Genomic DNA, 14,198 nt, shown 5'->3' with positions numbered 1-14,198 from the left:
CTAATGCACATGTGAGTCACGAAAAACTAATTTTTGTGGTACTTAGACTTTAAAGCTAAAAATAGTATTGTATGCCTTATAGTGAGTACAGTTTTACTAACTAAGCCAAATACTCAGTTTGATCGTAATGCGAAACATTGTATGATTTTTTTGCCATTATCTTGATTACTGTGCATAATTATTGCATTAATTATTATTAGTATATGTTGTTAAGATGGCGAGTAACCAAATAACATATTATTTTCAATGATATTTATGATTGTCATTGTTGATGTATTCTATCGTGAATTAATTTATAGTAAATTCATTCTACGAAAATGAAAGTTTATTGCTTCCATTTTACTGCTTATAATAAGTGCTATAACAAAGAACTCAAAGTGTAAATGACTACAGATTTTTCGAAGTATCAAAAAATAGTTGAACAGTTTCGCGGTAATGTGTTGATAAATGATTTTGAAAAAAATTTTTCCGCGATGACTCAGCATATCCCTAAAACAGAGCGATTTTTGTTAAAAATGGAGCTTAAGCGTTTAGCTGTGCCATGTACGCGGCTAATTGACTTACGTGGGCATGTTGATGGCGAGTGTCGTTCATTTGAACATGAGGACAGGCTCCACTTCCTTGATGATATTGCAATTAAAGTTTATCAAGAAAATATCACTTTTTATAAAGGGTATACTTTTGGTGTTTATGAAGCGGTGATGAATACCGAAAATAACTTTCGTGTTATCTATCAAAAAGAAAAAAGTAACACTAGTAAACCTTTAAAAACTGAAGCAGCGAAGGTATTCGATAAAGCTCAGTACCCTGCGAATTTGTTTACTTTTGGCCCTTATTATAATCGCAGTGACGAGCGGATGAACTTCGCTATTACCTTAGATATAGTGCTAGAAAATGATAAAAAAGAATATGAATGTACAAGTTCAGATATTAGTGTAGAAGGGATTAAATTTCGCTTTAACTTTCCAAATAATATCACGGTGGGTCAGCCTATAAAAATTCGCTTTAGAGGTTTGGAAGATGAGTTTCAATTTGGTCACGAAAATAATTTTCACTTTGAAGTAAAGAACATTCAACAACTTGATAAAATGCAATTGATAGGTTGTAGAAGAGTTTCTTTAAAAGAGAAAGCACTGGATGGTTTTCAACATTTTTTACAGGGGTTTATTCAGGGGAATAAACGCCGTTATAAAATTAATTTAGATAACACGATAAATGCGATCCAATCGCGTAGCTTTGAGCAGTTTTCTTTACCTAAATTGAATGAATTACCTATATTTATAGAAGATAAAGACGGCAATTTTTTACCGCGCTATGCACTCACTTGTCATAATAATCAATCAACTTTCCAATATTGGCAAGACGAGAACCGCCACTCTACATTGTACTGCTTAATTAGCCCAGAACGTATATTACGGATGAAGAATTCGCATGCACTAGGTAAATCGTTATTGGTCTATAGCTTTATTCATAAAAGCCAGGGAAAGTTTTTCTTTTATACTGCTGACGAACAACAATTAAATGATGATAGAGACTTCAAAAAACAGTTTTTAGGTTTTGCTGCGTCAAAAGCAAGCTTTGCAATTACACAGTTAACGATTATAGATGTTGATATAGATAAAGCGCATTCACCCCTAACGTTATCAAATACATTATCTAAAAATAACGAATACCTAAACTTACCTATGCCAAACGATGCATTAGAAACGCTTAATAAGCTACCAAACATCGTTGTAGCTGTTGATGTGACCAATAAGGTTGCCATAGAGCAGTATCAGCAACTTTCATTTGAAAAAATTGATACAATTCGTTTAAAGAACTTTGGTCATAAACGCCTAATATTACCGTTGTTGATGGACGAAGTTGGCATTAACTATAAAAATCAGCGACAAGAACCAAGGTTTAAATATTCGACACCGGTTGAACTTGATATTGAAGGCGTTCGCTGTGACGGTAAATCCCATGATTTCTCTATTTTAGGTCTGAAACTAGAGCTTGATAAACCTTCGTTGTTAAATAAAGGAGATGTGGTTTACTTAACCTTCCCTGGGCTACAAAAAATCACCTCGGCTTTTGATTTAAAAGTGCTTCCTTATGAAGTTATGCGTATTAATAAAAAGAAAAACATTCTTAATCTACGTGTTTATGTTCAAAAGCATCAACATATGGGTAGAGCGTTTTTTAAAGCATTAATCTCCAAAAATCGTGATAAATTAACCCCTGATGAATATGCATTGATGATACCGGGTCTTGCTAAAGCATTACGAAACATCTATAGCCGGAGTTTAACTATTCCCTCATTAATGGTGCAAACCAGTGGGAGTCGATATAAATTAGAAGCTATTGTTTGTGGCACGATAAAAGATAAATTACTCCCTGTGATGCAGCAGCTAAGCGATAGAAGGTCAATCTACAATCTATACCCAATATTAAACAATTTAAAAGCTACCACGGCTATGACGTCATCGTTGAAAAGAATGCAATCTGATGATCAACCTGTATCTGAGATTTTATATATTGCGATTAATCTTGATAATAAAATCATTGATCAAGCAGTAACCACTAAAACATCCATCGAGTTAGAATCGCCGATGTTGCAGCGGATGTTTATTTCTAGAGCGCTTAATCGTGGTTTGTTCTTTTGTGTTCAGATTAAGCTATCAAGAACTGATGAACCTGATATGGATCATTTAAACCCCGAATTAAGCTATATCAGTTCTTATGCTATTCACCGTGGCAAACAGATAGAGCAAGATATTTGGAGTGTAGCAGGCATCATCCAATTACATGATATCACCCAAGAAACTTTAGTGAGACATGAGCTGTTATCTTAAATGTTAAAATCGCTTTACGCTAACCAATGCAAAAGGCAGTCAAGACCATCAGTATTAATGGCACTGTCTGCTTTTGCTAATACCAGCGGTTTAGCATGAAATGCAACACCCAAATGTGCCGCAGCCATCATTACTAAATCGTTTGCTCCATCACCCATGGCGACAGTTTGCTCTTTGGGTAAGTGGTATTGCTTTTGCAAAGCCAATAGGCAGTCAGCCTTGGCTTGTGCATCAACAACATCACCTAAAACTTTACCGGTCAACTTACCATCAATGATTTCTAAGGTATTCGCGTGGGCAGCATCAAGCGCTAGCAAGTCTTTTATATGGTTCGAAAAATAAGTAAAACCTCCTGAGGCAATGGCAATTTTCCAACCATGACTTTTTAATACCGTTACAAGCGTTTCTAATCCATTCATCAGCGGGATGTGCTTTGCTACCTCAGCTAAAATACTTTCTGGGGAATCTTTTAATGTTGCTACTCGTTGATGCAAACTTTGCGCAAAATCAAGCTCGCCTAACATGGCAAGTTCAGTGACTGCTGCTACTTGTTCGCCTACGCCAGCGAGAATTGCGATTTCATCAATACATTCAATTTCTATGGTGGTGGAGTCCATATCCATAACTAAAATACCTGGCTCTGATAATTTTGGCGCGTTTTCAATAAGTGCCGCTTCTATTTTATGTTCTAGTATAAAGTTGACTAAGTTTTCCCGCGCAGTTGTTAAGTGTTGGCACGTGACTATAAAGCGATAACTCGTCAGATTATTTCGTGTATTAATCGCATTTAGCGCACAAACGGATAGCTGGCATTGCATGAGTAATTGGCTAAGCACACCAAGATTAATATCACTAAAAATGATCAGTTCAAGTTTTTGTAGCGTTTGGTTACTTCTCTCACAGATCTCTTTACTGCCTGCTATTGCGGTATAACGTTCGTCAATTCGCCAACAATTATCTTCAAAAGCGGCAAAGCAAGGTAAGTACTTATCTTGTTTACCAAAAGAAATGAACTCAGCTAAGCTAAGTCGTTGAATATGCTCAAGAGGAAAATGTTGGATAGCAATTGACACAGTATAGCCTTTTTAGGTAAATTATTGTTTTAGCGATTATTTTCATTGAATAATGCTATAGTATAAAAATGAACGTAAAGATAAAATTAATACATTTGCAGTGCTTATGACACATACAGAACAGCCTTTATACCCTAAATTATCATCTATTTATAATAAAATAATGCAATTAGCTATAGCGATTGTGTTTATTGTTGTGCTGATGAATTTATGGATATATAGCCAAGCCAAAAATAAGCAAAGTATTGATCAACATTTTTATGATGTAGGTCAGCAGTATTTACAACAAGCTTCAGCGGGCTTATCAGTATTAACTTCAGAAGTTAAAACAAAGGAAAGTCGGCAATTATTACAAAATTATGTAGATGAACTTCAAAAATCTGAGGCTGTAAACGAAATTCACCTTTATGACTTATCGGGACAATTAATTATTAGTAGCCAAAATGCTAAAAGTATCAAAGCACTTTTTGGCTTATCTGAAAACAAACTAAATAAGAGTAAAATTTCAGTGCCTTTTGTGAGTGAAATTCGTAAAGATACATTAGTTGGTTATGTACGCGTAACTTTAGACAAAACCTATTTAACGACTAAATTATTAAAAAATAATGATCAACAGTTTACTTTATTACGGTTAATGATGATTATTGCTGGCGTGGTCGGTTTTTTACTTACTCGTGGGCTCAACCGCTTTAGTCGCCAAGGTTTTAGGTTAGATGATGCCGACAAAAGACTTAATTAATACGGTTTTTATCGTTAAGCTGAAACAGTGATGAAATATTATTCTCAATTTCATCGGCTATTTCCTCTGAGCTTTCTTGTCGTAGTTCGACCAATTTATTGAAAACGTTAACGATACGCAATGGCGAATTATTTTCCCCTTGAAAACCATTGAGTGGCATTGAGGGCGCATCGGTTTCTAGTACTAAACTACTCAAGGGTAAGCGCTTAATAGCCGCAATCGTCTTCTCTGCTCTGGGGTAGGTGATTGTGCCACCGATACCTAATTTAAATCCTAAATCTATATATTGGCAAGCTTGCTGGTAACTCCCCGAAAACGCATGAATAATACCGCCATGTGCAATTTTTACCTGCTTTAACAGCGTTATTATTTCGTTATGTGTTCTGCGGTGGTGAACAATAATTGGCAGTTGATGCCGTTGTGCAAGATAAAGCTGAAATTCAAAAAATAGATTTTGCTGATTAAAGTTATCTTGTTGTTTTGCTATTACACCATCAAGGCCAGCCTCGCCAATTGCAATAATACGTGTTTTATTTTCTAAAACTTTTTGCGCTAATTTATCAAGATGCTGTTGTTGTAAGCCACCTAAAAACCAGGGGTGAATACCTAAACAAGAAAAAACTTTGCAGCTATTAAGTCGTTGTTCTTGAATATTATTGGTTAAAGCTAAAACACTTTCCCAGTTGTCTGGTGCTACGCTAGGAACGATAATTTGATGGATGTTTTTTTTAGCACATAGCGCCAGTAATGAAACCGTTGAGGAAGCCCCCTTTGCGGTAAAGGCTTTAAAATCTAAGTGGCAGTGGCTATCTGTAAATCTCATAAGATAAACCGACCTATTATCTTAGCTTTGCAGCTCTTTTTTCTAATGCTTCAAGTACGTTTTCTAATTTGAAGTGCTCAATAAATTTTGGCTCTGGTTGCTGCTCTCTTAGTAAAATATCAGCTAAATAAACAGCTTGTGCGATACCAAATGATTTCTTTAATAACTTTTCTGGGCAGTGATGCATAACCACAGCCTCAATTAAATGATAAGAAAAGCTCCACATATGCAGCAGGTATCCGCCAACATGATTATGATCAGTACCAAATACTTTTTGTTCTAAGGTATTGTTATTTGCATTTTTAACACGGTATTGAAAATATGTTTTTGTTAACTTTGGATCCATTTCAAATAATACAATTTTACCAATGTCATGTAATAACCCAGCAAGTAAAGCGTCTCGTTTAAGTTCAACTTTTACCATCGAAGCGGCTAAACGTGCAGTCGATAAGCAGTGTAATTGTTCTTTAATTAATGAAAATTCAGGAATGTCAGGTTCATACGAAAAAAGCTCTGCGGTCATAACAATACAACACAGTGTTTCAAGTCCCATACGGGTTATGGCTTCAGTGATATCGTTAATTGGTTTACCTTGGTTCATAAATGAACTGTTGGAAAACTGTAACACTTTAGCGGATAATGCTGGGTCTTGAGAAATTATCTCAGATACTTTTTCAGAGTCGGTATTCTTCTCTTCTAAAATGGCATTGAGCTGTAGATATACTTTCGGTGGACTTGGTAATGTTTTAACTCTGGCAACAGCTTTAATAATGTGATCTTTAGTGATCGCTTTATTTTTGTCGCCAACTGCCGTAATCGTCTGATGAATATCCACGATATTAAGTGGCAGAGCAAAAGTGTAATGGCAATAATTTCCCGCTTGAGCGCTAAGATGAGCCTCTGCTTCTTTGTCATTAGTAATCGCTACTCGGATCATCGTCGGGTATTTTAGAGATATTGCTTTAAGTAGTTCTAAGCCACTTATTTTTCCTAGATTTAAGACACTGATAATAGCGTCAAATTTATGCTGTTTTAATGCTTTTAAGGCATGTTTAGCATTATCTACATAAGCTGTTTGGCAAGGGCCGTCATAAAATGCTTGTTTTAGTGCCAAGAGTGTTTGGTCTGTATTATCAACGATCAGCACTTTCATTTATTCATACTTCCTATTCTAATATTTACTCTGTACTCAACGTATTACTGCTATTTTGCAGAACCCCTGAATATTCAAGGGGAACTGTCTTCTTCAGTTTTAGCGAAAGTTACATGCGTTCCATGACTTCAATGCCAAGAATATCTAAACCTTGTTTTAACGTTTTCGAAATATTTAAACAAAGAGCTAATCGAGATTTTTTCACTGCTTCGTCAATACCTTCTTTAAGAATAGGGCATGCTTCGTAAAAGCTCATGTATAAACTCGCTAACTCATATAAATAATTACACAATAAGTTAGGGGTAGATTCGCTGATAACCGAGTCTATTACTTCTTCGAGTTGGAGTAATTTTAAAGCTAACGCTTTTTCTTGTGGTTCGATAATGGAGATATCAGCGTTAAAGTTTGTTTGTTCAATTTGTGCTTTATTAAAGATGCTTTGAATACGCGAGTAAGCATATTGTAAATAAGGTGCGGTAGCGCCTTCAAAACTTAGCATCGTTTTCCAGTTAAAAATATAGTCACTGGTTCTATTTTTAGATAAATCAGCAAACTTGACTGCTCCAATACCTACTTTTGTTGCAATTTCATTGAGTTGTTGATCAGAGTAATCAGGATTTTTTTCTTTGATGACTTCTTTTGCCCGAATAACGGCTTCGTCAAGTAATTCTGCTAATTTGATTGTACCACCGGTACGGGTTTTAAATGGCTTACCATCGTCACCCATCATCATGCCAAATGGGCAATGATCATAGCCGACATGTGCCGGTAATAGTCCTGATTTTCGCGCAACAATTTCAACTTGTTTAAAGTGTAAACTTTGACGAGCATCAGTAAAAATAATAATACGGTCAGCTTTTAGTTCCTTGGTACGGTAGCGACAAGCAGATAAATCGGTTGTCGCATATAAATAACCACCACCCGTTTTTTGAATAATAAATACCGGTGCATCACCGTCTTTATTTGCCATTTCATTAATGAAAACAACTTTGGCACCTTCACTAACTTCAGCAATACCTTTGGTCATTAACTCTTCAACAACCGTGGGTAAATCATTGTTATAAGCACTTTCACCCATTATATCGTCACGGGTTAATGTTACGTTAAGTTTCTGATAAATATCTTCACTGTGGACAATAGAAATATCAATGAATAACTTCCACAATACTAAACAATCTTTGTCGCCGCCTTGAAGCTTTACAACATAGTCACGCGCACGGTCAGCAAAGCCTTCTTCGTTATCAAAACGAATTTTTGCTTCACGGTAAAAGTTTTCTAAATCAGAAAGGGCAGTTTCAGCAACTTCGTTGGCATTAAGTTTGTCGCTTAAATGTGCTAATAACATACCAAACTGTGTGCCCCAGTCGCCCATGTGGTTTTGACGAATGACTTTGTCACCACGAAACTCTAAAGCACGCACAACTGCATCACCAATAATGGTTGAGCGTAAGTGACCGACATGCATTTCTTTGGCGAGGTTTGGGGCCGAATAGTCAACAACAACAGTTTTTGCTTGATCTTCTGGGCTTGTACCTCGTTGGGTTACGCCCAATTTTTCATCATTTACCATTTTGGCAAGTTGAGCGGCTAGCCAATGTTTGTCTAAATGAATATTAATAAAACCAGGACCTGCTAATTCAATATTGTCAGCAATACCTTCAAGATCTAAGTGTTCAACAACTTTAGTTGCTAACTCACGAGGGTTTGTTTTTAGCTTCTTCGCTGCACCCATAACACCATTGGCTTGATAGTCACCAAAGTTAGGGCGACTTGAGAGGCTAACCGCTGGGTTAGTGCCTTCAGGCAAACCCGCAAGCACCATAGCTGCAGATACTTTTTCACTTAATAGTTGTTTAATATTCATAAAATAAACTCTTTCTCATGGTTATTTGACTCAATATTGGCATCAATGATACTCACATGCGGTGCATGTTCCGTGTCATTTCTTTAATCTTGAGCCAACTAACTGCGAGAAAGGCGTTATTTCGCAGTTAGTCATATTATTTATAATTAATCTCATTTGATTAAGTAGAATGCTTTTTAACAAGGCGTTTATTCTTTTTTAATTGGGAGTTTAGTTTACTAAATGACCAAAAAAAAAGAATAAATAACGTAGTTAAAATGCTATATACGACATCAAATTTAGTGTTCTCGGGTTTGGTGGAACTGGATGTCTGGATGACGCTCTTGCGCCAAATTCAAATTCACCATAGTAGGGGCAATATACGTTAAGTTGTTACCACCATCTAGCGCTAAATTGTCATAGGCTTTTTTACTGAATTGCTCTAAGGTTCGTTCATTATCACACGTACACCAACGGGCTGTTGCCACACTTATAGGTTCGTAGATAGCGTCAACTTTATATTCAGTTTTTAAACGCTGTACCACCACTTCAAATTGCAATACACCTACCGCACCAACAATCATCTCGTTTGAGTTAAATGGTCTAAAGACTTGCACTGCACCTTCTTCTGAAAGTTGGATCAAGCCCTTTTGTAATTGCTTGGCTTTTAACGGATCGCGTAAACGAATACGGCGGAACATTTCAGGGGCAAAATTTGGAATACCACTAAACTTCATCATCTCACCTGACGTAAACGTATCGCCAATTTGAATACTGCCGTGATTATGTAAACCAATAATATCACCGGCGTAGGCTTCTTCTACATGTGCACGGTCACCCGCCATAAAGGTTACAGCATCAGCAATTTTTACATCTTTGTTAATGCGTACTTGGCGCATTCTCATGCCTTTTTCATATTTACCTGAGCAAATACGCATAAAGGCAATACGGTCACGATGTTTTGGATCCATATTCGCTTGAATTTTAAAAACAAAGCCGGTGAACTTTTCTTCTTGAGCGGTAACTTCTCTAACGTCTGTTAAACGCGGTAAAGGTTTTGGTGCCCACTTAGTTAAACCGTTTAGCATATGGTCAACACCAAAGTTACCCAAGGCAGTTCCAAAAAATACTGGTGTGAGTTCACCCTTTAAAAATTCTTCTAAGTTAAACTCATGTGAGGCACCAGAAACGAGCTCTAACTCTTCACGTAAATCGTCAGCATAGGTACCAATGACTTTGTCTAATTCTGGGTTGTCAAGCCCTTTAATAATTCTCTCTTCTTGGATCATATGACCAAGGCCCGACTGATATAAAAATATCTCGTCAGTTAAAATATTATAAACACCTTTAAATTCTTTACCCATACCAATGGGCCAAGTAATAGGCGCACATTTTATTTTAAGAACCTCTTCTACTTCATCCATCACTTCCATTGGATCTCGTACATCGCGATCCATTTTATTCATAAAAGTAATAATAGGTGTATCACGTAAGCGCGTAACTTCCATTAATTTAACCGTACGTGCTTCAACACCTTTAGCAACATCGATAACCATTAAACACGAATCGACCGCGGTGAGTGTTCGGTAGGTATCTTCGGAAAAGTCTTCATGACCCGGCGTGTCGAGTAAATTGACCAAGCAACCGTTATAAGGAAATTGCATGACAGAGGTTGTAATAGATATACCACGCTCTTTCTCCATTTCCATCCAATCAGATTTTGCATGCTGACCTGATTTCTTACCTTTAACAGTCCCGGCTCTTTGCAAAGCTTGACCAAAAAGTAATACTTTTTCAGTGATGGTGGTTTTACCCGCATCAGGATGGGAGATGATTGCGAAAGTACGTCTTAGATTAACTTCATTAGCCTGTAGCGTTGTCATGTTTTAAAAGTTCTCTTTGGTGTACATGCTAATGCACATAAACAATTTTCTTAAAGTCCTTGGGATCTTCTAATAATCCCATAATTGGCGCGCATTGTACCATAAATATGAAAAGCCGCATCAGGGGACTGTCTTTAAATAATGATTTTTATTAATAATATTTATAGTCATTTTAACTTTGAAATTTTTTTATCAGCCATAAACCATTTTTTCGTAAATAAAGGAGATTTGCGTATGCAGAAGGATAAATGAGTAGGTAAATAGACGTGTTATTTAAATACTTGATCAAAATCAATATCCAATATGGGTAATGTTGTAAATTGAGTGTGTTCGCTGCATTAACAAAGCGACTATATAAAATTTCAAGGTGATAGTGTGGACTTAGCAAGAAGAAATTTTTTTAAAGCAAAAAAACTAACCACAACACCAGCAGTTCGGCTGCCATGGGTGATTAACGAAGTCACTTTTATTGATGGTTGCACACAATGCGGTGACTGCATAACATCTTGTCCTGAAAACATTATTAAAAAAGGTGATGGCGGTTTCCCTGAAGTTAATTTTCTATTGGGTGAATGTACCTTTTGTCAGCAGTGTGTCGAGAGTTGTCAGCAAAATATTTTTATTGAATCTGGCCTTATTGCTTCAAGTACTGCTTGGGATTTAGATATATCAATTAAGAGCGATTGTTTGGCCGCTAATGGAGTCTTTTGTCAAAGTTGCCAAGATAGCTGCGAAACTGAAGCTATCTCTTTTAAGTATATCAATTCATCTGTACCACAACCCCATATTACGCTAAACGACTGCACAAGTTGTGGCGCCTGTGTGGCTATTTGCCCGCAATCATCCATTCAATTAAAACCCAAAAATTCAGCAGAAGAACAATCTGCAAATACCAATAGGAGAGTTATATGAGTGCTCTTGAACAAATGATTTGGAATATTTTAGGTTATTCATCGATGCCCGTTATTTTTTTAGCCGGTTTTGCCGGTACCGCACTAGTGGCTGTCGCACTTTTAAAAATGTTAGGTGTTAAATCTGTAGGGGAAAAGTAGTGATAAATCTATTAGAAGAACCCATCAATATTGCAGGTGTGCTTTTTGTTGCTCAGCTAAGTAACACTGAAAAAGTGGCTAAAGAATTAGGAAAGTTCCCTGGGGCTGAAGTGCATGAAATTGCCGATAATGGCTCTATGGTAGTAACCATAGAAGAGAACGATTTAAACAGAGATGAAAAAGGCAAAGGCCTTATTAACACCATAACAGATATGAGTAATTTACCGGGCGTGGTCTCATCATCATTGATTTTTCATCATAATGATTATGGATTACCACAACATCAGGGGATAAAGGTATGACATTAACAAGACGCGATTTTATAAAAGCAAATGCAATTGCAGCAACCGCTGTAGCGGCTGGAATTGCTGTACCTACTTCAGCTTCAAACCTGATCACTAAATTGTCAGATACAACCATAAAATGGGATAAAGCCCCTTGTCGTTTTTGTGGCACAGGTTGTAGTGTGCTTGTCGGTACACAAGAAGGAAAAGTTGTTGCTACTCAAGGCGACCCTCAGGCACAAGTGAACAAAGGCTTGAATTGTATCAAAGGCTACTTTTTATCTAAAATCATGTACGGTAAAGACAGATTAACTCAGCCTTTACTGCGGATGGAAGACGGTGTTTATGCTAAAGACGGTGAGTTCACGCCGGTAAGTTGGGATACTGCCTTTGATGTCATGGCTGAAAAGTTTAAAGCGGCTTTAAAGAAAAAAGGACCAACTTCTGTCGGTATGTTTGGCTCGGGTCAATGGACCGTTTGGGAAGGTTATGCCGCTTCAAAATTAATGAAAGCAGGCTTTCTAACTAACAATCTTGATCCTAATGCGCGTCATTGTATGGCATCTGCTGTTGGTGGTTTTATGCGTACCTTTGGTATCGACGAACCTATGGGCTGTTACGATGATTTAGAAGCTGCGGATGCGTTTGTACTTTGGGGCTCTAACATGGCAGAAATGCACCCTATTCTATGGTCGCGTTTAGCTGACCGCCGTTTAAGTCACCCTCATGTAAAAGTTAACGTATTATCAACCTATAAGCATCGTAGTTTTGAACTTGCTGATAACGGTATGATTTTCACACCGCAAACAGATTTAGCGATATTAAATTTTATTGCAAATTACATTATTCAAAATAATGGCGTAAATGAAGACTTCATGAAGAAGCATGTGAATATTCGTGAAGGCGTTACGGATATTGGTTATGGTTTACGTCCTTCTCATCCATTACAAAAAGCGGCTAAAAATCCTGATAGTGGTGCTTCAACACCGATGAGTTTTGACGACTTTGCTAAGTTTGTAAGCACTTATACGATTGAGTACACCTCTAAGCTTTCAGGCGTATCAGAAGCTAAGTTATTAACGCTAGCCAAGCTTTATGCTGATCCTAAAGTGAAAGTGACTTCATTCTGGACCATGGGCTTTAACCAACATACGCGTGGTGTTTGGGCAAATAATTTAATGTACAACGTACATTTGTTAACTGGCAAGATATCAGAGCCGGGTAATAGCCCGTTTTCATTAACGGGTCAACCGTCAGCGTGTGGTACAGCACGCGAAGTAGGTACTTTTTCACATAGATTACCCGCTGATTTAGTGGTGAAAAATCCTAAACATAGAGCAATAGCTGAAAAAATTTGGAAATTACCCGAAGGTACCATTCCACCTAAACCAGGCTTTCATGCGGTTTTGCAAAATCGTAAGCTTAAAGACGGCGAATTAAATGCTTATTGGGTGATGTGTAATAACAATATGCAAGCAGGGCCCAACATTAATGAAGAAGGGATCCCAGGTTACCGTAACCCTGAAAACTTCATCGTTGTTTCAGACCCATATCCAACGGTAACAGCCCAAGCCGCTGATTTAATTTTACCTACGGCTATGTGGGTAGAAAAAGAAGGCGCTTATGGTAATGCAGAGCGTCGTACGCAATTTTGGCATCAACAGGTGAATGCACCAGGTGAAGCACGCTCAGATTTATGGCAAATCGTTGAATTTTCTAAACGCTTTAACATTGAAGAAGTATGGCCTGAAGAACTACTTGCTAAGAACCCAGAATACCGTGGTAAAACAATGTACGACGTGCTTTACGCTAACGGTAACGTAGACAAGTTCCCGATGAGTGAATCTAAAGGGGATACTAACTTTGAAGGGGATTACTTTGGTTTTTATATTCAAAAAGGTTTGTTTGAAGAATATGCGACCTTTGGCCGAGGACATGGTCATGATTTAGCCCCCTTTGATCGTTATCACGAAGAGCGTGGTCTTCGCTGGCCAGTCGTTGATGGTAAAGAAACCAAGTGGCGCTTTCGTGAAGGGCATGACCCTTATGTTGAAAAAGGCAGTGGAGTTCAGTTTTATGGTCACAAAGACAAAAAAGCGATTATCTTTGCTTTACCCTATGAATCCGCTGCAGAATCACCCGATGAAGATTACGACTTATGGCTAAGTACCGGTCGTGTACTTGAGCATTGGCATTCTGGCTCTATGACCGCGCGAGTTCCTGAACTTCATAAGGCCTTCCCTGATGCGGTGTTATTTATTCATCCAGATGATGCTAAATCACGAGGCTTACGCCGTGGTGATGAAGTGCTCATTGAATCTCGCCGTGGTGAAGTAAAATCAAGGGTTGAAACCAGAGGGCGTAATAGACCACCCAAAGGTTTGGTGTTTATGCCTTGGTTTGATGCAAAACAATTGGTTAATAAGTTAACCCTAGATGCTACCGATCCTTTGTCTAAACAAACTGACTTCAAAAAATGTGCGGTAAAAGTGAAAAAAGTCACTGTTTAGAACG

At 37.5% G+C, this 14,198-nt stretch carries 11 protein-coding genes; 6 read left to right on the top strand and 5 right to left on the bottom strand.

Annotation, left to right across the window (positions count from 1 at the left end):
- Positions 1-383: 383 nt before the first annotated feature.
- Entirely contained in the window at positions 384-2,834 is a 2,451-nt protein-coding gene (locus H4J52_RS17865; RefSeq protein ID WP_182223340.1) for a PilZ domain-containing protein, read from the top strand.
- Between the two features lie 14 nt (positions 2,835-2,848).
- On the opposite strand, the gene serB is transcribed toward H4J52_RS17865, so the two are convergent.
- The gene (serB, locus tag H4J52_RS20315; RefSeq protein ID WP_310649596.1) at positions 2,849-3,907 is read right to left on the bottom strand and encodes a phosphoserine phosphatase SerB; all 1,059 of its coding nucleotides are present in this window, start codon (positions 3,905-3,907) and stop codon (positions 2,849-2,851) included.
- Between the two features lie 106 nt (positions 3,908-4,013).
- Here serB and H4J52_RS17855 point away from each other — a divergent pair, with 106 nt between their 5' ends.
- Positions 4,014-4,646, top strand: coding sequence for an AhpA/YtjB family protein (locus tag H4J52_RS17855; protein ID WP_182181904.1), 633 nt, complete (start codon positions 4,014-4,016; stop codon positions 4,644-4,646).
- Here H4J52_RS17855 and H4J52_RS17850 read toward each other — a convergent pair.
- From H4J52_RS17850 to prfC, 4 genes are all read right to left on the bottom strand, one after another.
- Positions 4,639-5,469 (bottom strand): TatD family hydrolase, encoded by an 831-nt coding sequence (locus H4J52_RS17850; RefSeq protein WP_182181905.1) that lies wholly within the window; start codon positions 5,467-5,469, stop codon positions 4,639-4,641. The two genes, H4J52_RS17855 and H4J52_RS17850, sit on opposite strands and share 8 nt — an antisense overlap.
- A 16-nt stretch (positions 5,470-5,485) precedes the next feature.
- Complete coding sequence (locus H4J52_RS17845; protein ID WP_182181906.1) at positions 5,486-6,622, bottom strand: HDOD domain-containing protein; 1,137 nt, start codon at positions 6,620-6,622, stop codon at positions 5,486-5,488.
- 109 nt (positions 6,623-6,731) lie between these two features.
- Positions 6,732-8,486: an arginine--tRNA ligase gene (gene argS / locus H4J52_RS17840; RefSeq protein ID WP_182181907.1), complete on the bottom strand. Its 1,755-nt coding sequence runs from the start codon at positions 8,484-8,486 to the stop codon at positions 6,732-6,734.
- Between the two features lie 278 nt (positions 8,487-8,764).
- Positions 8,765-10,348 (bottom strand): peptide chain release factor 3, encoded by a 1,584-nt coding sequence (gene prfC, locus H4J52_RS17835; protein ID WP_182181908.1) that lies wholly within the window; start codon positions 10,346-10,348, stop codon positions 8,765-8,767.
- A 375-nt stretch (positions 10,349-10,723) separates the two neighbouring features.
- Between prfC and napF the strand changes: the two genes are divergently transcribed.
- From napF to napA, 4 genes are read left to right on the top strand one after another with little or no spacing between them, the layout of a single operon-like run.
- Positions 10,724-11,260 carry a ferredoxin-type protein NapF gene (gene napF, locus H4J52_RS17830; RefSeq protein WP_182181909.1) on the top strand — a complete coding sequence of 179 codons (537 nt, stop codon included), beginning with the start codon at positions 10,724-10,726 and terminating at the stop codon, positions 11,258-11,260.
- Positions 11,257-11,400, top strand: a complete 144-nt coding sequence (locus H4J52_RS17825; protein ID WP_182181910.1) for a TIGR02808 family protein — start codon at positions 11,257-11,259, stop codon at positions 11,398-11,400. The genes napF and H4J52_RS17825 overlap by 4 nt, the downstream gene beginning before the upstream one ends.
- Complete coding sequence (locus H4J52_RS17820) at positions 11,400-11,702, top strand: chaperone NapD (RefSeq protein WP_182181911.1); 303 nt, start codon at positions 11,400-11,402, stop codon at positions 11,700-11,702. The genes H4J52_RS17825 and H4J52_RS17820 overlap by 1 nt, the downstream gene beginning before the upstream one ends.
- On the top strand, positions 11,699-14,194 hold the full coding sequence (gene napA / locus H4J52_RS17815; RefSeq protein WP_182181912.1) for a nitrate reductase catalytic subunit NapA: 2,496 nt from the start codon (positions 11,699-11,701) through the stop codon (positions 14,192-14,194). The genes H4J52_RS17820 and napA overlap by 4 nt, the downstream gene beginning before the upstream one ends.
- Positions 14,195-14,198: the final 4 nt, after the last annotated feature.

Source organism: Colwellia sp. MB02u-14, from assembly GCF_014076915.1.
GTDB lineage: Bacteria > Pseudomonadota > Gammaproteobacteria > Enterobacterales > Alteromonadaceae > Colwellia_A.
The sequence above is the reverse complement of the archived record's forward strand: the minus strand, read 5'-3'. Positions and strand labels throughout refer to the sequence as shown.